The organism is Streptomyces sp. NPDC003016, assembly GCF_053591455.1.
Genome location: NZ_JBSFTV010000011.1, coordinates 1 through 17,404, shown reverse-complemented (window position 1 = coordinate 17,404; position 17,404 = coordinate 1). Strand labels below are relative to the sequence as shown.

Genomic DNA, 17,404 nt, shown 5'->3' with positions numbered 1-17,404 from the left:
TTCGGCAAAACGCCGGCGTGCGGGGCGGTCGGGGGGCGCCGACGGCACGGAGCGCGCCGAGCTCGCGCGGCATCTGCCGCAGGCGGTCGCGCAGGCGGTCGCGCAGCCCGGCCGGTTCCAGCACCCGATCCGCCCCCGAGTCCGGGAACCGCGCGTGGAAGTCCGCCCGGTACTGCCGCCAGTGCGCGGCCGGGCGAACCCCTGTCGACGGCTCGTGCGCGGACTCCCCTTCCCCACACCCGGTTCCCGTATCCGGTCGTCACGGGCGTGACGCAGAGGTGTGACGCCGATGTATTGCTGAGGCGAACCGGCGGCCATAGCTTGCGGACATGGAGTTGGAGCTGCGCCACCTGCGGACCGTACGGGCCATTGCCGACGCCGGAAGTCTCACCAAGGCGGCGGCGTCCCTCGGGTTGGCGCAGCCCGCGCTGAGCACGCAGCTGCGGCGGATCGAGAAGGCGCTCGGCGGCCCTCTCTTCGACCGCGACCACACCGGTTCGCGGCCCACCCCGCTCGGCGAACTGGTCCTGGAGCGGGCACGGGTGCTGCTGCCGGCGGTCCGCGAGCTCCAGGAGGACGCGATCCGTTTCGCCAACACCTGGGCGAACATCCAGCGCTTCCGGCTCGGCGGTACGCACGGGCCGCTGCTGGGCGGCCTGGTGGACCGGCTGGCGACCGCCCTCCCCGCCACGCCCGTCACCACGCACACCACCTGGTCGGTGGGTGAGATCAGCACGATGCTGGTCGAGGGCAGGCTGGACTTCGGCCTGATCGGGACCTGCGGGCAGAGCGCACCGCCCGCGGCGGACCGGCTGACCTGGCAGCTCGTCGGTGTCGACCCGGTCTTCGTGATGCTGCCCGAGTCCCACCGGCTCGCGGACCGGGCGGAGTTGGAGCTCAGGTGGCTGGCCGGGGAGTGCTGGACGGACGTGCCGGGCGAGGGCTGCTTCGCGGACTGTTTCGCCGCGGCCTGCGCGCGGGCCGGTTTCGCCCCGGTGTCGGTGTACGAGACGGACACGGCGTCCTGCGTCCATCTCGTCCAGGTGGGGCGGGCGACGGGCCTGTGCCGGGCGACGTTCCCGCCGACGCCGGGAATCGTCACGCGCCCGCTGGCCGGGGCGCCGCTCAGCTGGCGCCATCTGCTGGGCTGGCATCCGGGGGCGCCGGCGGCCGACGCGGCGGTGGCGGTGAGCGGGCACACGCACGGGGCGTACGCCGATGCGGTGGCGCGCAGCGAGAGCTACACGGCGTGGCTGGCGTCCCACCCACGATTCGGCGCGACGTCCTGACGGGCCCTCCACCGCGTCGGCCGTCCCCTCCCCGCGCGGCCCGCGGAGGGAGGGGGCGGGCACCCGGCCGCGTCAGCTCGCCCCGTGCCCCGGCGCGATGTCCTCGACCCGGCGCGCGAGCTCGAAGTCGAGTGCGGTGACGGCGCCTCCCACACTGTGCGTGTTGACGGTCAGCGCCACGGTGTTGTAGCCGAGCGTCAGGTCGCAGTGGTGGTCCAGCTCGTCCTGGATCCCGGCGACATGGACGACCAGCGCGGTGGCCGCGAAGTGCGTGCCGAGCCGGTAGGTACGGGCGATCCGGTCGCCGTCCAGCGACCAGCCCGGAAGTTCACGGAGACGGTCCTCGATCTCCTTCTGCGACAACGGCTCAGCGGCCATGGGGAAGCTCCCTCCACGATGTGGTGTGGCCCGCCAGCCTGCCACCTTCCGGCCGGAACGGGCGCGCGCCACCGCGCGTCGGTTACCGTCTTGTCCCATGACAACTGTCGCGGTCGACAAGGGCGTGGGCGCGCTGCTTCGCGGCTGGCGGGAGCAGCGCCGGCTGAGCCAGCTGGAGCTCGCCCTGCGCGCGGATTCGTCCGCCCGGCACATCAGCTTCATCGAGACCGGCAGGTCGCGCCCGAGTGAGGAGATGGTGCTGCGCCTGGCCGAGCACCTCGACGTACCGGTGCGGGAGCGCAACGCCCTCCTCCTGGCGGCCGGTTACGCCCCTCAGTACGCCGAGACCCCGCTCGACGACCCGGCGCTGGGCGCCCTGCGGGCGGGCATCGGGCAGCTGCTGGCGGGATACGAGCCGTACCCCGCCCTCGTCGTCGACGGCTCGTACACCGTCGTCGCCGCGAACCGCGGCATCATGATGCTGCTCGACGGCGTGCCGGAGCACCTCCTCGCGCCCCCGCTGAACGCGATGCGGCTCACCCTCCACCCCGAGGGCCTCGCCCCGCGGATCCGCAACCTGCCGGAGTGGCGCGGGCATCTCCTGGCGCAGATGGAGCGCCAGATCGCGCTGGCCAGGTCACCGGCGCTGCGCGCGCTGTACGACGAGGTGGCGGCCTATCCCGTGCCGGAGCCCGGGCCGGGAGAGGCGCGGCGCCCGGAGGATCCGCCGTACCCGTACTTCGCGCTGCCGCTCCAGGTCGAGCACGACGGCCAGGTGCTGTCGTTCATTTCGTCGATCTCGACTTTCAACACGCCGATGGACGTGACGGTCGCCGAGCTGGCCATAGAGACGTTCCTCCCGGCCGACCCGGCGACGGTCAAGTACCTCCAGTCGCTGTCCGCCTGAGCGAGCGGCCACTCACCCCGGCCACTCACCCCGGCACTCACCCCCGGGCGCGCAGCGCGAGGTGCTGGAGCCCGGCGAATCCGGCGACGGTGGCGGCCTGCATCGGGATCCAGAACGTCCCGGCGGTCGTCGGCGAGAACCACAGCACGAGCGCGGCGAGGCTGGCCACGGCCCACACCAGGTTGGCCTCGATGACGGCCTTGACGGGGAAGCCTGCGGGCTGCCGGCGCGAGGCGAGGTATCCGACCCCGGCCCCGAACAGCACGAGGAACAGTCCGGCTTCGAGCACCAGGACCGGCCCGACCCCGAGGAGCCGCCCGACGGGGCCGGATGCGGCGACGTACACCAGCCCGTTGGTGGTGGTGACCACGGCGTCGAGCGCGAGGAAGCGGCGCAGCATCGTCCGGGGGTCGGTGGTGCGGGACAGGTTCGCGAGCAGGGTTGCGGACATGACGCGTCAGCCTCCGTCGAGATCGTGGTCGTGGTCGTGGTCGTACGGACTGGAAGGGGGCCGGGGGCCGGGCGGAGTGCGCCGCCCGGCTCCCGGTGACCGCAACGATGCCGGGTCTGCGGAAGAGGGTCGATTACCTCCGGGGTAATGCGGCAGCGGGGCGCCCCTCGTACCGCATCGGGTGGAATACCGCCGCGCGGGGGGCGTGGTGTGCTGGTTGCGGGCGCAGGCCGGCGGCGCGGCGGCGGGGAGGGAGCGGACCTGTTCATCCGGAGGAGACCCCGATGGCGATTTCCACGCGGGCCGAACTGACGGGCGTGACGACCGAGCAGCACGACGAGCTGCATGCCAAGCTCCAGGTGCTTCCCGGCAACGCCTTCGAGGGCTGTCTGGCGCACGTCACCGTCCCGACCGGCTCCGGCCTGCGGATCTTCGATCTGTGGGAGTCCGAGCAGGCCCCGCGGCGGTTCGACGAGACCGTCATGCCGGTCGCGGCGGAGGCCGGTGGCCCGCGGGGCGGGATGCCGCAGACCTCGCAGGTGCACGACCACGGGGTGCCGGGGATGCAGCCGGCCGGAGCGCTCCGGCCGCCGCTCCGGAAAATCCTTCGGAGAATTCCGGGCGAGCTGTCGATCCCGGTGCCTCCCGTTCGACGCAAGGGTGAGAGGCGGGGAAAGCCCCCGTCCTCCCGTACCGAGGAGTCACCATGCCGCGCTTCCTGACGCTGATCCGCATCGACGAGCAGAACGCCCCCGCCGAGGGCCCCAGTCCCGAGCTCGTGGAGCGCATGGGCGCGCTGTTCGAGGAGATCACCAAGGCCGGGGTCATGCTGGACACGGCCGGGCTCACGCCGACCTCCGAGGGCACCAGGGTCACCTGGTCCGGCGGGAAGACGAGCTGCACCGACGGGCCCTTCACCGAGAGCAAGGAAGTCATCGGCGGTTACTCCATCATCCAGGCCAGGGACAAGGCCGAGGCGGTGGAGTGGACCAAGCGGTTCCTCCAGACCCACGAGGACTACTGGACCATCACCGTCGAGGTCCGCGAGATCACCGAGGGCTGATCCGGGCGCCCTGCCCCGCTTGCCCCGCCCCCGTGCGGCTGCTCTGATACGTGGTCGTGACAGCAGCAGCAAGCGACGTGACCGAGACGGTCGAAGCGGTGTTCAGGATCGAGTCCGGGCGCATCATCGCAGGTGTCGCCCGCATCGTGCGGGACGTGGGCATCGCCGAGGAGCTCGCGCAGGACGCTCTGGTCGCCGCACTGGAGCGGTGGCCGGAGTCGGGTGTCCCGGACAGGCCGGGCGCCTGGCTCATGGCCACCGCCAAGCACCGTGCGATCGATCTCGTACGCCGCAAGGAGACGTACGCGCGCAAGCTGGCGGAGGTGGGGCGGGCACTGGAGGACGTGCCGCCGCCCGATCCGGGGGCTGTCGACGCCGACGGCATCGACGACGATCTGCTGCGGCTGGTCTTCACCGCGTGCCATCCGGTCCTGTCGACGGAGGCCCGGGTCGCGCTCACACTGCGGCTGCTGGGCGGGCTGACGACGCAGGAGATCGCCCGCGCGTTCCTGGTCTCCGAACCTGCCGTCGCCCAGCGGATCGTGCGCGCGAAACGGACGCTCGCCAAGGCCGGGGTGCCCTTCGAGGTTCCGTACGGCGCCGACCGTGCGGCCCGCGTCGATTCGGTCCTCGAAGTCATCTACTTGGTGTTCAACGAGGGTTACTCCGCGACGGCCGGCGACGACCTGGTGCGTCCGGCCCTGTGCGAGGACGCGCTGCGGCTCGCGCGCGTCCTCGCGGCGCTGATGCCCGAGGAGCCAGAAGTCCACGGCCTGGCCGCGCTCCTGGAACTCCAGGCGTCGCGCATCGCGGCCCGTACGGGTCCCGACGGCGAGCCGGTGCTGCTCGCCGACCAGAACCGCGCCAGGTGGAACCGCATGCTCATCCGCCGTGGCTTCGAGGCCCTGCACCGCGCGGGCCGCGGTCCGTACTCCGTCCAGGCCGCGATCGCCGCGTGCCACGCCCGGGCGATCTTCCCCCACAGCCTTCGGCGTGGGGGTGCCCCCACCAAGGACACGGACTGGGCGATGATCGCCGCGCTGTACGGGCGGCTGGTGGCACTGGTCCCGTCCCCCGTGGTCGAGCTGAACCGGGCGGTCGCCGTCTCGATGTCGGAGGGAGCGGCGGCCGCCCTGACGCTGGTGGACGCCCTGGCCGACGAACCGGCGCTGAAGGACTACCACTTGCTGCCGAGCGTCCGAGGAGACCTGCTGGAGCGTCTGGGGCGGGGGGAGGAGGCGCGCGCGGAGTTCGAGAGGGCGGCTTCCCTGACCCGCAACGCACGCGAGCGGGAACTGCTGCTGAAGAGAGCCGGTGGTGCCGAACCGGTGGAGAAGCGGCCGGAACGCAAGATCACTCCCTATAGGGTTACTGGCAGGTAATGACCGACCTGCACCAGGGGGAAGCTCTCATGCTTCGACGTATGTCCACGATCGCCGTGACCGCCGTGATGACCGGTGGCGTTCTTCTCACGGCTCTGCCGGCGCACGCCGCCACGACCGCCGGCCCGCAGGCCGTGGCCGCTCGCGGCGGTGCCATCACCGTCGACATCGAAGAGCTGCGCAAGCAGTCCGCCGGCCTGAGGGCCAAGGCCAAGCAGCTGGACCGGCTGGGCGAGCGCGAGGCGGCGAAGCGCGCCCGCGCCCAGGCCGAGGCGATCGACCGGAGGGTCAAGCAGCTCATCGACGCCGAGACCAGCGTGTAATCCGCTCCACCGCACTCCGTCGCCCGCCCCCGCATCCGCCGGGGGCGGGCGATGTGCCGTCCTGCGCCCCGAAGGCGGGGTCGCTGGCTTACGATCACCGCTGACGGCTCGGTCTTCTCCGCCGACGTCCGCCCCCGCCCCATGGAGGTCAACCGTGTCCAGGACGGCCAAGGGCCACCGCGCCCGCCGCTTCCGTACCCTCACCGCCGCCGGTGCCGCGGCAGCCGGACTGTTCCTCGCCGCCGGCTGTTCCTCGGGCGACGAAGGGCCGGGCGAGGCCGCCGGCGGCGTGCCCGTGGTCGAGAAGGGCAAGCTGACCACCTGTACCCACCTGCCGTACCCGCCGTTCCAGTCGGAGCAGGACGGCGAGGTCGTCGGCTTCGACGTGGCGCTCGTCGATCTCGTGGCCAAGAACCTCGGGGTCGAGCAGAAGATCCTCGACACGCCGTTCGAGAACTTCAAGACGGGCGCGTTCCTCAACTCCGGCGAGTGCGACCTCGCCGCCGCCGGCATGACCATCACCGACGAGCGCAAGAAGAACGTCGACTTCTCCGTGCCGTACTTCGATGCCACCCAGGCACTGCTGGCGACCAGGAAGAGCGGCGTCACCTCGCTGGACGAGGTCAGGTCCGAGAAGAAGAAGCTGGGGGCGCAGGCCGAGACGACCGGCGAGAGCTACGCCACGAGCAAGGGCTTCGACCCGGTGGCGTTCGAGAGTTCCGACGCCGTACTGAACGGGCTGCGCACCGGTCAGGTCGACGCCGTCGTCATCGACTACCCCGTCGTGCGGGGCTGGCTCAAGGACAAGGCCAACGCCGACCAGTTCGTCCTCGGCCAGAACATCGAGACCGGCGAGAAGTACGGGTTCTCGGTGAAGAAGGGCAACACCGGACTGAAGGCGGCCATCGACAAGGCCATCACCGACGCCAAGGCCGACGGCACGTACAAGAAGATCTACGAGAAGTGGATCGGACCGATGCCCAAGGCCACCCGGTCGTGACCTCCCGTCTCTCCAGGCGGCAGCGGCGCCGCGTCTCGCAGGGCATCCAGTACGCCCTCTTCGTGGCGGTCCTGGTCCTGCTCGGCTTCCTGGCCGACTGGGACCGGCTGCAGAACCAGTTCGCGCAGAAGGACCTGGTCGCGGAGCTCTTCCCGGAGATCATCACCACCGCCCTGCGCAACACGGTGGTGTACACGCTCTCCGGGTTCGCGTTCGGGCTCGTACTCGGCCTGGTCGTCGCGCTGATGCGGCTGTCGTCCGTGGCCCCCTACCGGTGGGTCGCGAGCGTCTACATCGAGATCTTCCGCGGCCTGCCCGCCCTGCTGATCCTCATCTTCGTGGGCGTCGCGGTGCCGCTGGCGTTCCCGGGCACCGAGATTCCCGGCGGTACGTACGGCAAGGTCGCCCTCGGCCTCGGTCTGGTCGCCGCCGCCTACATGGCCGAGACCATCAGGGCGGGCATCCAGGCCGTGCCCAAGGGACAGATGGAGGCGGCCCGTTCGCTGGGCTTCTCGCATGCCCGGGCGATGATTTCGGTGATCATCCCGCAGGCGTTCCGCATCGTCATCCCGCCGCTGACCAACGAACTCGTCCTGCTGTTCAAGGACTCCTCGCTGGTGCTGTTCCTCGGCATCACCCTCAATGAGCGGGAACTGACCAAGTTCGGCAGGGACCTGGCCAGCCAGACCGCCAACTCCACCCCGATCCTCGTCGCGGGGCTGTGCTACCTGATCGTGACGGTGCCGCTGAGCTTCGTGGTGCGCCGCCTGGAAGCCCGCGCCGACAAGGCCAAGTGAGGACGAGCAGATGCCACAGCCCGAGATCGAGATCCGCGCCCTGCACAAGTCGTTCGGGGACAACCACGTCCTGCGCGGCATCGACCTGGAGGTCGCCCGGGGCGACGTGGTGTGCGTCATCGGGCCCTCCGGCTCGGGCAAGTCGACGCTGCTGCGCTGTGTGAACCTGCTGGAGGAGCCCAGCTCGGGCCAGGTCTTCGTCGGTGGCACCGAGGTCACCGACGTCGAGGTGGACATCGACGCGGTACGCCGCCGTATCGGCATGGTCTTCCAGCAGTTCAACCTCTTCCCGCACGTGACCGTGACCGAGAACCTCGTCCTCCCCCAGCGGCGGGTGCTGGGCCGGGGCAAGGCCGAGGCCGCCGAGGTGGCCCGGGCGAACCTGGAGCGGGTCGGGCTGGCCGACAAGGCCGACGCCTACCCGGCGCAGCTGTCCGGCGGGCAGCAGCAGCGGGTGGCCATCGCCCGCGCGCTGGCCATGGGGCCCGAGGTGATGCTCTTCGACGAGCCCACCTCCGCCCTCGACCCGGAGCTCGTCGGCGACGTGCTCGCGGTCATGCGGGTGCTCGCCTCGGAGGGCATGACGATGATGGTCGTCACCCACGAGATGAGCTTCGCCCGGGAGGTCGCCGACCGGGTCGTGTTCATGGACGGCGGGGTGATCGTCGAGGAGGGCCCGGCCGCGCAGGTCGTGGGCGATCCCCGGCACGAGCGGACCAGGAACTTCCTCAACCGCATCCTGGACCCGTCCGCCGCCGCGGCGCCGGGCTCGGACCCCGGCGTGGCCGGGCCCGCGAAGGACTGACCCGGCGGGCCCGTGGGCCGCCGGGTTCAGCGGGCCGTCGGGTAGCAGTGCGCGGGGGCCTGGGGAATGTCGAGGTCCGGGCGCCAGGCGCGCAGTACGGACGCCGACGGTACGAAGAGGTCCTTGGGCACGTCGTCGGCCCCGAACCACTCCCACCGCACGATCTTGTGCGGCTCGGTGACGCGCGGCGCGCCCGTGGCGCTCTCCAGCACCGCGGCGGCCGTGACGCGGGTGACGCCGCGGGCGCCGTCCGCAACGCCCTCCGTGACGCCGTCCATGAGTACGGCGACGATGCGGACCGCGGCGGCGTCGGCGCGCAGCGAGGTCTCCTCCGCCAGCTCGCGCACGGCGGCCTCCTCGAAGCTCTCGCCGGGGTCGACCTTGCCGCCCGGGAGCTCCCAGCGGCCGTCGTGCGCGAGGCCCAGCAGGATGCGGCCCTCGGGACCCGTGACGACGACCCCTACGCCGGTCAGGCTGTTCGGCGTGGGGCGGACCCGCTCGGGGCGCTCGGCGGCGGCAGCCGGGTGGGCCGTCATGTGTACCTCCTGGTCCGGAACGGGCGCGGGTGCCTGAGGGAGGATAGCGGGCACACGGGGCCCGGGACGGCGGGGTGCCCGCGGCGCTTTCCCCGACCCGAGCTCCGCCCCTCGATCGCCCCCCGACTTCGTCCGGGGCCCCCGACGGGCCGAAAGTTGCCGCAAGCGGCACTGTCCGGCCCGTCCGGCGATTGAGGACAACGCCCGGGGGCGTCCGGGGGGCAGACCCTCAGGCGGCGGCCCCGGCCCTGGCCTTGCGGGCCGCGATCCACGCGTACACCAGCACCCCCGCGAACAGGAACAGCACACCCTGGTAGACCGCCGCGTAGCCCGAGCCCGCGACCAGCCACATCGAGAAGCCGAAGGCGAGGGCCGCGAGGACCGCGTCGCGGACCAGGCGGCGGCGGTCGACGCGGGCCGACCGGCCGGAGGCGAGGAAGTAGATCTGGGCGGCCGTGGACAGCAGGTACGGGACGGTGGCCGTGAAGGTCGTGACCAGGACCAGGACCTCGAAGACGCCCTCGGAGCCCATCGTGTAGTTGTAGACGGTGAGGAGCGAGGCCAGGACGGCCGTGACCAGGACGCCGACCGTCGGGACCCCGCGCCGCTTCGTGGCGAACACGGCGGGGAAGAGGCCGTCCTTCGCGGCGGCGTACGGCGTCTGCGCGCTCAGCAGCGTCCAGCCGTTGAGCGCGCCGACCATGGAGACCAGGGCGGCGCAGGCGACGGCGGTGCCGCCCCACGAGCCGCCGAACATCGCGTTCACGGCGTCGGAGAAGGGCGCCGTGGAACCGACCAGTTTGTCGTGGGCGACGGTGCCGAAGACCGCGAGCGTACCCAGCAGATAGATGAAGGCGGCGCCCAGCGTGCCGAGGATGGTGGCGCGGCCGACGTTGCGCCGCGGGTCGCGGACCTCGCCGGCGCTGACGGCGGCGGACTCCACGCCGAGGTAGCTGAAGAGCAGGATGGCGGCGGAGGCGGAGACGGCGCCGAGCGGGCCCTGGTCGCTCGCCTGGAACGGGCCGAGGTTGGACGGGTCGAAGAAGAAGAGCCCGCCGACGGCGACGAGCAGCAGCGGAGCGAACTTCAGGACCGTCGCCACGAGCTGGACCGCACCGACGTAGCGCGTGCCGGCCAGGTTGGCGAGGGCGGGCAGCCACTGGAGCACCAGCGCGGCCGTGATCGTGGCGGCGACGGAGCCGTGGACGGGTATGAGGACGTCGAGGTAGCCGACGGCGGCCACCGCGAGCGCGGCGTTGGACACCCAGGTGGTGATCCAGTAGCTCCAGGCGGCGAGGAAGCCGGCGAAGTCGCCGAAGGCCTCGCGGGCGTAGACGTACGGACCGCCGGTCCGCGGGTGCCTCTCGGCGAGCCGTCCGAAGACCAGGGCCAGCGCGATCGCGCCGAGGGTCAGCACTCCGAAGGCGACCAGGCTGATGGTGCCGAAGGGGGCGACGGAGGCGGGCAGCAGGAAGATTCCGCCGCCGATGATGTTGCCCATGACCAGGGCGGTCGCCACCGGGAGCCCGAAGCGCCGGGCGTGCTTGCCGGCCTCGTCGGCGTTGCCCGCCGGGGTGCCTGTGGGGGTGACTGCGGGGGGTGGGGTGGTCAGGGTGGTCATGGGGGGGTGCGCCTCTCTCCGTGCCAAAGCCCGACCATGCTCCGGTACGGGAAACAGGGCACCAAATCAGCCGGATTTATCCTGTACGGCACCGTCGCTGACCGGAAAAGGTCCTTCCGCTTCCGTTTCTGACCGGGAATCCTCCACCGTCGTCAGCGGCACCTGCGGCCCCTGGCACTCGCGCAGCCAGCGCCGCAGCACCCGGTGCACCTGCTCGGCCCCGGCCGGCTCCCGCCCGTCGGCGACGGGCGGGGAGAGGGTGTACGGCGACATCAGGAAGGGCCGGGCCTGTTCGCCGCCGAGGCCGCCGTGCGAGCCGATCTGTTCCTCGAAGGCGTGTACGCGTCCGGTGTCCGGGTCGTACCAGGAGTTCACCATGATGTCGGCGACATGGGGGAAGCCGTCGGTCCGGCGTACGGCGTCGGCGGCGCCCGGGCCGAACACCGCCAGCGGCCCGGTGTCGCCCGTGCTGTCGTCGTCGAGGCGCAGCTGCGCGCCGCCGGCCCCGAGCACCAGTGCGCCGTGCTCCTCGCTCCGTACCAGCAGGAAGCCGATGCCGGGGTGGTTGGCGAGCGTCGTCAGCAGCGCGGGGTGGTGGCGGTCGATCTGCTCGCGCGTCGCCCGGCCCGCGACGTCGGGGAAGGAGATGAGCCCCAGGTTGCCCGAGGCCAGCACCACCGGGTCGGTGCCGGGCTCCGGGCGCTCCTCCTCGTCGTCGGCCACCGGGCGGTGCAGCGCGGTCCGCACGGCGTCGCGCGCCTCCGACGCGCTGACGGTGCGCGCCGCACGGCGCGGGACGGGCAGTCCGCAGCCGGCCCTGACGAGGTTCGCGAGGGTGAGTCCGTAGGCGCCCTCGAAGGTCTCCCCCGGGCTCTGCCCGTGGTCGGAGAGGAGGACGATCCGGTACGCGCGCGGGGCGTGCTCGGCGACCTTGGCTATCAGCCCCAGCGACCGGTCGAGCCGCTCCAGGACCTTCAGCGCGTCCGGGCTGTGCGGCCCGGAGTGGTGCGCCACCTCGTCGTACGCGACGAGGTCGGCGTAGACGGCGGTACGTCCGGCGAGCATGTCGCCGAGCACCGCGGCGACCACCACGTCGCGCTCGACGACGGTCGCGAAGGCCCTGATGAAGGGGTAGAAGCCGCCCCGCTTCACGCGCGGGCTGTCGCTGCGCAGCCACGCGGCGGTCGACTGGCCGATCTCCCGGACGGCCTCGGCGACGAAGGACATGACGGTGCGTACCGTATTGGCGGGGTCGGAGAAGTACGCGAAGTAGCCGGCCCGGGACCGGTTGGACCTGCCGCGCCTGGCGGCGATCGACAGGACGAGGGCGAGCTGGTCGGCGCCGCCGCTGAAGAGGTTGCCGCGGCTCGCGCCGTCGAAGGTGAGCAGTCCGCCGTCACCGGTGCGTTCGATCGCGCGGCGCTGTATCAGGGCCGCGCTGGCGGGGCGGCTGGAGACGACGACCTCGCCGCTCTCCTTCTCGTACCAGCGGAAGGCGGGGACGTCGAAGTTCGAGCCGTGCAGGATGCCGAGCTGGCTGGCGCCGGTCTGGCTGGACCAGTCGGTGCGCCACGGGGTCAGCCGGTGGGTGGGTTCGTCGCCGCCGAGCCAGGCGGCGACGGTCGGCATCAGCCCGTCGGCGACCGCCTCGCGCAGCACCTCGTGGCCGACACCGTCGAGTTGCAGGAAGAGCGTGCCGGGCAGTCCGTTGCGCCCGTCGTCGCCGACCCGCCGGTGGCGGCGGTGCGCGAGCCGGTAGAGCCTGCGCCGGTACGCGCCGTCGTCGCGCACCGCGAGCGCCCCGGAGGTGGCCGACGCGACGGCGGACATGACGGCGGCGACGACCACGGCGGTCTCCGGATCGGCCTCGCCGCGCCCGTCGGGGACGAGGCTGAGCGCGACGAGCAGCAGGGAGCCGTTGAGGAAGAAGGCGAGCAGGCCGACGACGAGCGCGGGGACGAGCAGCAGCGCGCGTACGGCCAGGGGCCAGACCAGGGCGCCGAGCAGTCCGAAGGCGCCGGCGCCCCAGACCGCGGTGAGCGCGACCCGGGTGATGCTGTCGCCGTTGTCGTCCTGGAGCTGGAAGTCCGGCAGGATGCCGGCGAGCGCCAGCATCGTGAGCGTCGACACGGCCCATACCGTGGTCACCCGCAGCAGGGCGCTGCCCGCGCTGCGCCATCGCCCTCGGACCACGCCGTTCCCACCTCACGTTCCGGGCCGCACCCGGGCCCGCTTCCCAGCCTGGCACAGCGGGACGGGACCGCCCCGGTTGTCCGCGCCGGTGGGGAGGACGGCCGCGTCCAGAGGAAAGCGTCAGACAGATTCGGACAGAAGCGCGTCCGGAGGAGAAGCGGAGAGGACCAGTGCGCCGGAAACGGTCAGCAGCCGTCGTACCCGGCCGTGGGCATCGACAGTCTCCGGTGCACTCCGGCCTTCATGGCGGCGCTGTACGCGGGCTCGTCGAGGTCCGCGGTCTCCAGGCGTACGCCCCGGCGCTCGCACTCCGCGGAGAATTCCGCCACCGAGGTCAGCGCCCGCGCCAGCACGCGCTCGTTGGGCGCGACGAAGAGGTCCACCGCGCCCGCCTCGATGTCCGCCCACAGTCCGCGGTGGTCGGGGCGCATGCCGTAGAAGAGCAGCTGCCGTGTGACGACATAGCCCTTGTCGGCGGCCCAGCGCGCGCACATCGCCTGCTGACTGCGGGTGTCCACCAGGAACGGATCCGTGTCGAGCTCCTCGAGCGGAGTCAGGCTGGCGATGACTGCCACGCGTACCTCGTCCATGCCCCGCCCCCTCGCACTGACTGCCGTCGCCGACGACCCTACTCCCGATCGTGTCCCGGGGAGGAGGCGCGGTGCGGCGCACTCGTGCGTCGGCCCGGAAGCGCTCGGGGACGGCTCACGGAGGCGTGGAGTACCCGCACGCATGGCAGATCCTCCAGCCGTCCTGGGTGACCGCCAGGACTCCCCCGCAGCGCGGGCACCGTACGGAGTGCGTGGTCATGGCGCCGCCCTCCCCTCCGTTCCCGGATTGCTACCCCCGCTCGTCCATGAGCAGACCCGGCGGCGGAACCGGTGACGGACCCGGTTCCTTCACGCACCCGTCGGGGCATCCGTGACCGCCCGGACCGGTACCGCCTACGCTCGTACCGGAGACATCCCCCAGCGAGGAGGCCGTTCGTGTCGGTGGAGATCACCTGGTGGGGGCACGCCACCTGCACCGTCGCGGACTCCGGGACGCGGCTGCTGACCGACCCCCTCTTCGCGCGGCGCCTCGCCCACCTGCGCCGCAGGCGCGGGGCGCTGCCGCCGCCCGAGGCCGCCGAGGCCGAAGCCGTGCTCGTCTCGCACCTGCACTCCGACCATCTGCACCTGCCGTCGCTGCGCCGCCTGGCGCCCGGCACCGCAGTGGTCGTGCCGCGCGGCGCCGCGCGGGCCGTGCCCGGTCTGCGCAGGCTCTCCGGGCTCGGGCTGCGCATCACCGAGGTGGAGCCGGGTGACGAGGTGCGGGTGGAGAACCTGGTCGTACGGGCGGTCCCGGCGCTGCACGACGGGCGGCGGCTGCCGCTGGGGCCGCACCGCGCCCCCGCGCTCGGTTACGTCGTCACCGGTGAAGCACGCACGTACTTCGCCGGGGACACCGGGCTCTTCGACGGCATGGCCGACGCCGTGGGGCCCGTCGACGTGGCCCTGCTTCCGGTGGGCGGCTGGGGGCCCTTCCTGGGGCACGGGCACCTGGACGCGCGGCGGGCGGCGCAGGCGCTCGCGCGGATCGCGCCGCGCTCGGCCGTGCCGGTGCACTACGGAACGTACTGGCCGATCGGGATGGACGGGATCAGGCCGCACGAGTTCCACTCCCCGGGCGACGAGTTCGTGCGGCAGGCGGCGCGGCTCGCGCCGGAGGTCGCGGTGCACCGGCTCGGGCACGGCGAGAGTGTCCGGCCGGAGGCCGGCCGGTGATCCACGCCGCGCTCGCGCAGGACGTGGTGCGCCAGGTGCCCCCGGAGTCGACCCAGCAGGCGATCGGTTATCCGGCACTGTTCCTGCTGGTGCTGCTGGGATCGCTGGTGCCGGTGGTGCCGACGGGTGCGCTGGTGAGCACGGCCGCCGTGGTGGCCTTCCACCACAGCGACCCGTTCGCCCTGCTCGTCGTCTTCGCGCTGGCGGCGTCCGCCGCGTTCCTGGGCGACATCGGCCTGTACTGGCTCGGCCTGCGCGGGGTCCGCTCGAGGAACGGCTCCCGTCTGCTGGAGACGCTGCGCGGCCGGGCCGCTCCCGACCGTCTCGAACAGGCGCGGCGCACACTGCGCGAGCACGGGTCGCAGGTGCTGGTGCTCTCCCGCCTCGTGCCGGCCGGACGGATACCGGTGATGCTCGCCTGCCTGCTGTCGACGATGCCGATGCGCGGGTTCGCCCGGGGCGACGCCCCGGCGTGCCTCGCCTGGGCGGCGGCGTACCAGCTGATCGGCATCCTCGGCGGCTCGCTCTTCCCCGAGCCGTGGCAGGGCGTGGTCGCGGCGGTGGCGCTGGCGCTGCTGATCAGCGGGGCGCCGACGGTGTGGCGCAGGCTGCGGGGCGCGTAGCACCGGACTGCCGGACGCGGCATCCCCACGGCCGGGCGCGGCGCCTGTGACGTACCGTCAGGGCTCCAGTACGCGTGAGCCGCCGATCGGCAGGTCCCACAACTGCTCGCGCGGCCGGCCCGCCTCCTGCCAGGCCGCGCGCACCCGGGTCAGCGGCTCCAGGACCGGCTCGGCGGAGAGGACGAAGGTGCCCCAGTGCATGGGCGCCATGCGCGCCGCCCCGAGGTCCTGGCACGCCTGCACGGCCTCTTCCGGGTCGGTGTGCACGTCGCTGAGCCACCAGCGCGGGTCGTACGCGCCGATGGGAAGCAGCGCGAGGTCGATGCCGGGGTGGCGGGCGCCGATCTCCTTGAACCAGTGGCCGTAGCCGGTGTCGCCCGCGAAGTAGACGCTCTGCCCCCGGCCCTGATGGTCCGTGAGCACCCAGCCGCCCCACAGGGAGCGGCAGGTGTCGGTGAGGGAGCGCTTGCTCCAGTGGTGGGCGGGGACGAAGTTGAAGCGCACGCCGCCCAGTTCGGCGGCCTCCCACCAGTCGAGCTCGGTGACCCGGGTGAAGCCGCGGCGCCGGCACCAGCGGGCCAGCCCCGCCGGGACGAAGAGCGGTGTGTCGCGCGGGAGGCGCTTGAGGGTGGGGGCGTCCAGGTGGTCGTAGTGGTTGTGGCTGATGACCACGGCGTCGATCCGCGGCAGGTCCTCCCAGGGCACGCCGACGGGTGTGACGCGGGCCGGCGTGCCGAGGATCTTCCGTGACCAGACGGGGTCGGTGAGGACCGTGAGCCCGCCGATGCGCACGACCCAGCTGGCGTGCCCCGCCCAGGTGACGGCGAGGGTGGAGGTCCCGACGGCGGGCAACGGGCCGGGTTCGTAGGGCAGCAGCGCGATGTCGCGCAGTCCTTCGGGGCTCGGCCGTATGGCGCCCTCGCGGGCGAATCTGGCGAAGCCCTTCACACCGGGGAGCGGGGTGGTGAGGCGGTCGGCGAACGACCGGGGCCAGGAGCGGACCTCACCGAGGGGCCGGGGCGGGGCGGGTGCGCCGGGGGCGGCGGGGGCGCCGGGAGGGGCGGGGGTGGCGAGAGAGCGCTCGGCCTGCTGCTGCGTCTCCGTCATCAAGGGTGCTCCGTTCGGTGGCGTAAGCCGGCGTAGGGTCATCGAAGTTCGTCGAAGGCCCTTACGAACGTGCTCAACGCTCGGGCCACGTGCGGCAATTCCAGTGGGTCGGCTGCTGTAAGGGACTCCAGACGCTGCTCCGGGGTTGACCCGAGCAGCGGGGCGGTGGCGATCCGGACGCGCAGCGCGCTCATTTCGTCGCCGAACCGGTGCCCCCCGGGGACGAGGCTGTCCAGCCGTGCGCTCAGGTACTCCTCCAGGTCCATGGAGTCGGTGACCCCCCGGGCGGCGAGCCCGGCGCGCAGCGGTCCGAGGTCGGCGTACAGGTGGCGGCCGGCGTGCGGCGGGCGGGCGAGCGCGCCGGAGGCGAGAACCGCGTGGTGGGCGGCGGCGGCCACCCGCGCGTGCAGCGCGGCGGCGGCCCGGATCCTGGCGGTGACGGGTCCGGGCTCACCGAGCGCGTACGTCGCCGCCTCGGCGACCGGCCCCGGCACGACGGCGCCGATCGCCATCAGGAGGTCGAGGGTCCTGGCACGCAGTGCCGCGCCCGCCCCGGTGAGGGGGCAGCGGGCGACAGCCGCCGGCCAGCTCGCCGGCGTGTACGCCCCGGCCAGGTCGGCCAGGACGGTCACCCGGCCGGGGAACATCTCCGCGGGACTGAGGAACACCGTCTCCTGCGGCCGGTGCAGGGTGTCGCCCCAGGTCTCGTCGCTGACGATGTGCAGGCCCTCGGAGACCGCCGCCTCGCAGACCTCGTGCACGAGCTCGGGCGGGGCGACGGTGGCGGTCGGGTCGTCGGGGACGCAGAGCAGCAGCAGGCGCGGGTCGCCGCCCTCGTCGCGGACCCGCCGTACGGTTTCGAGCAGCGCGAACGGATCGGGTATGCCGCCGCACTCGGCCGGTGCCGGCACGTGGTAGGCCGTCCGGCCGAGCATCGTGGCCTGCGGCACCCACCAGGCGGGGCAGGGCCGCGGCAGCAGGACGTCGCCGCCGGCGGCCGCCATCAGTGCGAACAGCAGCGGCTGCGCGCCGGGCGCGGCGGCCACGCACTCCGCGTCGGCGTGCAGCCCGAGCGCACCTCCAGCAGTCCGCGCCCGGCGGCTTCCAGCCAGTCGCGCCAGCGGGCGACGAGACGCAGCCGCAGCACGGGGTCCAGCTCGCCG

19 protein-coding genes are annotated in these 17,404 nt (G+C 72.9%); 11 read left to right on the top strand and 8 right to left on the bottom strand.

Features of this window, described 5'->3' with window-relative positions; genetic code table 11:
- Positions 1-329: 329 nt before the first annotated feature.
- Positions 330-1,289 (top strand): LysR family transcriptional regulator, encoded by a 960-nt coding sequence (locus ACWDZ4_RS11690; protein WP_451508218.1) that lies wholly within the window; start codon positions 330-332, stop codon positions 1,287-1,289.
- A gap of 72 nt (positions 1,290-1,361) precedes the next feature.
- Here the strand turns inward: ACWDZ4_RS11690 and ACWDZ4_RS11685 are convergent, their stop codons facing one another.
- Positions 1,362-1,667 carry a 4a-hydroxytetrahydrobiopterin dehydratase gene (locus ACWDZ4_RS11685; protein ID WP_451508217.1) on the bottom strand — a complete coding sequence of 102 codons (306 nt, stop codon included), beginning with the start codon at positions 1,665-1,667 and terminating at the stop codon, positions 1,362-1,364.
- Positions 1,668-1,764: 97 nt separating this feature from the next.
- Between ACWDZ4_RS11685 and ACWDZ4_RS11680 the strand changes: the two genes are divergently transcribed.
- The gene (locus tag ACWDZ4_RS11680) at positions 1,765-2,574 is read left to right on the top strand and encodes a helix-turn-helix domain-containing protein (RefSeq protein ID WP_451508216.1); all 810 of its coding nucleotides are present in this window, start codon (positions 1,765-1,767) and stop codon (positions 2,572-2,574) included.
- A 37-nt stretch (positions 2,575-2,611) separates the two neighbouring features.
- On the opposite strand, the gene ACWDZ4_RS11675 is transcribed toward ACWDZ4_RS11680, so the two are convergent.
- The gene (locus ACWDZ4_RS11675) at positions 2,612-3,025 is read right to left on the bottom strand and encodes a hypothetical protein (protein WP_451508215.1); all 414 of its coding nucleotides are present in this window, start codon (positions 3,023-3,025) and stop codon (positions 2,612-2,614) included.
- Positions 3,026-3,309: 284 nt separating this feature from the next.
- Between ACWDZ4_RS11675 and ACWDZ4_RS11670 the strand changes: the two genes are divergently transcribed.
- From ACWDZ4_RS11670 to ACWDZ4_RS11640, 7 genes are all read left to right on the top strand, one after another.
- A complete protein-coding gene (locus tag ACWDZ4_RS11670) occupies positions 3,310-3,747 on the top strand; it encodes a hypothetical protein (protein WP_451508214.1) in 438 nt (145 codons plus the stop codon).
- Positions 3,732-4,088 (top strand): YciI family protein, encoded by a 357-nt coding sequence (locus ACWDZ4_RS11665; RefSeq protein WP_451508213.1) that lies wholly within the window; start codon positions 3,732-3,734, stop codon positions 4,086-4,088. Before ACWDZ4_RS11670 ends, ACWDZ4_RS11665 begins: the two co-directional genes overlap by 16 nt.
- Positions 4,089-4,138: 50 nt before the next feature.
- Positions 4,139-5,470: an RNA polymerase sigma factor gene (locus ACWDZ4_RS11660; protein WP_451508212.1), complete on the top strand. Its 1,332-nt coding sequence runs from the start codon at positions 4,139-4,141 to the stop codon at positions 5,468-5,470.
- A 41-nt stretch (positions 5,471-5,511) separates the two neighbouring features.
- Positions 5,512-5,793: a hypothetical protein gene (locus tag ACWDZ4_RS11655; protein ID WP_451508211.1), complete on the top strand. Its 282-nt coding sequence runs from the start codon at positions 5,512-5,514 to the stop codon at positions 5,791-5,793.
- A 154-nt stretch (positions 5,794-5,947) separates the two neighbouring features.
- On the top strand, positions 5,948-6,793 hold the full coding sequence (locus ACWDZ4_RS11650; protein ID WP_451508210.1) for an ABC transporter substrate-binding protein: 846 nt from the start codon (positions 5,948-5,950) through the stop codon (positions 6,791-6,793).
- A complete protein-coding gene (locus tag ACWDZ4_RS11645) occupies positions 6,757-7,590 on the top strand; it encodes an amino acid ABC transporter permease (protein ID WP_451508209.1) in 834 nt (277 codons plus the stop codon). Before ACWDZ4_RS11650 ends, ACWDZ4_RS11645 begins: the two co-directional genes overlap by 37 nt.
- 10 nt (positions 7,591-7,600) lie before the next feature.
- Positions 7,601-8,395 (top strand): amino acid ABC transporter ATP-binding protein, encoded by a 795-nt coding sequence (locus ACWDZ4_RS11640; protein WP_451508208.1) that lies wholly within the window; start codon positions 7,601-7,603, stop codon positions 8,393-8,395.
- A gap of 26 nt (positions 8,396-8,421) precedes the next feature.
- Here ACWDZ4_RS11640 and ACWDZ4_RS11635 read toward each other — a convergent pair whose 3' ends face one another.
- From ACWDZ4_RS11635 to ACWDZ4_RS11620, 4 genes are all read right to left on the bottom strand, one after another.
- On the bottom strand, positions 8,422-8,931 hold the full coding sequence (locus tag ACWDZ4_RS11635) for a nucleotide triphosphate diphosphatase NUDT15 (protein ID WP_451508207.1): 510 nt from the start codon (positions 8,929-8,931) through the stop codon (positions 8,422-8,424).
- Between the two features lie 229 nt (positions 8,932-9,160).
- Positions 9,161-10,552, bottom strand: a complete 1,392-nt coding sequence (locus ACWDZ4_RS11630; protein ID WP_451508206.1) for an amino acid permease — start codon at positions 10,550-10,552, stop codon at positions 9,161-9,163.
- A gap of 66 nt (positions 10,553-10,618) precedes the next feature.
- Positions 10,619-12,745 (bottom strand): alkaline phosphatase family protein, encoded by a 2,127-nt coding sequence (locus ACWDZ4_RS11625; protein WP_451508205.1) that lies wholly within the window; start codon positions 12,743-12,745, stop codon positions 10,619-10,621.
- Between the two features lie 185 nt (positions 12,746-12,930).
- Positions 12,931-13,335 carry a hypothetical protein gene (locus tag ACWDZ4_RS11620; protein WP_451508204.1) on the bottom strand — a complete coding sequence of 135 codons (405 nt, stop codon included), beginning with the start codon at positions 13,333-13,335 and terminating at the stop codon, positions 12,931-12,933.
- A gap of 396 nt (positions 13,336-13,731) precedes the next feature.
- Here ACWDZ4_RS11620 and ACWDZ4_RS11615 point away from each other — a divergent pair, with 396 nt between their 5' ends.
- Both ACWDZ4_RS11615 and ACWDZ4_RS11610 read left to right on the top strand, forming a co-directional pair.
- Positions 13,732-14,511, top strand: a complete 780-nt coding sequence (locus ACWDZ4_RS11615) for an MBL fold metallo-hydrolase (RefSeq protein ID WP_451508203.1) — start codon at positions 13,732-13,734, stop codon at positions 14,509-14,511.
- Positions 14,508-15,134 carry a DedA family protein gene (locus tag ACWDZ4_RS11610; protein ID WP_451508202.1) on the top strand — a complete coding sequence of 209 codons (627 nt, stop codon included), beginning with the start codon at positions 14,508-14,510 and terminating at the stop codon, positions 15,132-15,134. Before ACWDZ4_RS11615 ends, ACWDZ4_RS11610 begins: the two co-directional genes overlap by 4 nt.
- Before the next feature lie 57 nt (positions 15,135-15,191).
- On the opposite strand, the gene ACWDZ4_RS11605 is transcribed toward ACWDZ4_RS11610, so the two are convergent.
- Together ACWDZ4_RS11605 and ACWDZ4_RS11600 are read right to left on the bottom strand one after the other, a co-directional pair.
- On the bottom strand, positions 15,192-16,241 hold the full coding sequence (locus ACWDZ4_RS11605; protein ID WP_451508201.1) for an MBL fold metallo-hydrolase: 1,050 nt from the start codon (positions 16,239-16,241) through the stop codon (positions 15,192-15,194).
- A 38-nt stretch (positions 16,242-16,279) separates the two neighbouring features.
- Positions 16,280-17,404: aminotransferase class I/II-fold pyridoxal phosphate-dependent enzyme (locus ACWDZ4_RS11600; protein ID WP_451508200.1), on the bottom strand; the 1,125-nt coding region annotated here is incomplete at its 5' end.

Coding starts and splice junctions, on each gene's coding strand:
- ACWDZ4_RS11690 (WP_451508218.1), top strand. CDS start 330: ATGGAGTTGGAGCTGCGCCACCTGCGGACCGTACGGGCCATTGCCGAC.
- ACWDZ4_RS11685 (WP_451508217.1), bottom strand. CDS start 1,667: ATGGCCGCTGAGCCGTTGTCGCAGAAGGAGATCGAGGACCGTCTCCGT.
- ACWDZ4_RS11680 (WP_451508216.1), top strand. CDS start 1,765: ATGACAACTGTCGCGGTCGACAAGGGCGTGGGCGCGCTGCTTCGCGGC.
- ACWDZ4_RS11675 (WP_451508215.1), bottom strand. CDS start 3,025: ATGTCCGCAACCCTGCTCGCGAACCTGTCCCGCACCACCGACCCCCGG.
- ACWDZ4_RS11670 (WP_451508214.1), top strand. CDS start 3,310: ATGGCGATTTCCACGCGGGCCGAACTGACGGGCGTGACGACCGAGCAG.
- ACWDZ4_RS11665 (WP_451508213.1), top strand. CDS start 3,732: ATGCCGCGCTTCCTGACGCTGATCCGCATCGACGAGCAGAACGCCCCC.
- ACWDZ4_RS11655 (WP_451508211.1), top strand. CDS start 5,512: ATGTCCACGATCGCCGTGACCGCCGTGATGACCGGTGGCGTTCTTCTC.
- ACWDZ4_RS11640 (WP_451508208.1), top strand. CDS start 7,601: ATGCCACAGCCCGAGATCGAGATCCGCGCCCTGCACAAGTCGTTCGGG.
- ACWDZ4_RS11635 (WP_451508207.1), bottom strand. CDS start 8,931: ATGACGGCCCACCCGGCTGCCGCCGCCGAGCGCCCCGAGCGGGTCCGC.
- ACWDZ4_RS11630 (WP_451508206.1), bottom strand. CDS start 10,552: ATGACCACCCTGACCACCCCACCCCCCGCAGTCACCCCCACAGGCACC.
- ACWDZ4_RS11620 (WP_451508204.1), bottom strand. CDS start 13,335: ATGGACGAGGTACGCGTGGCAGTCATCGCCAGCCTGACTCCGCTCGAG.
- ACWDZ4_RS11605 (WP_451508201.1), bottom strand. CDS start 16,241: ATGACGGAGACGCAGCAGCAGGCCGAGCGCTCTCTCGCCACCCCCGCC.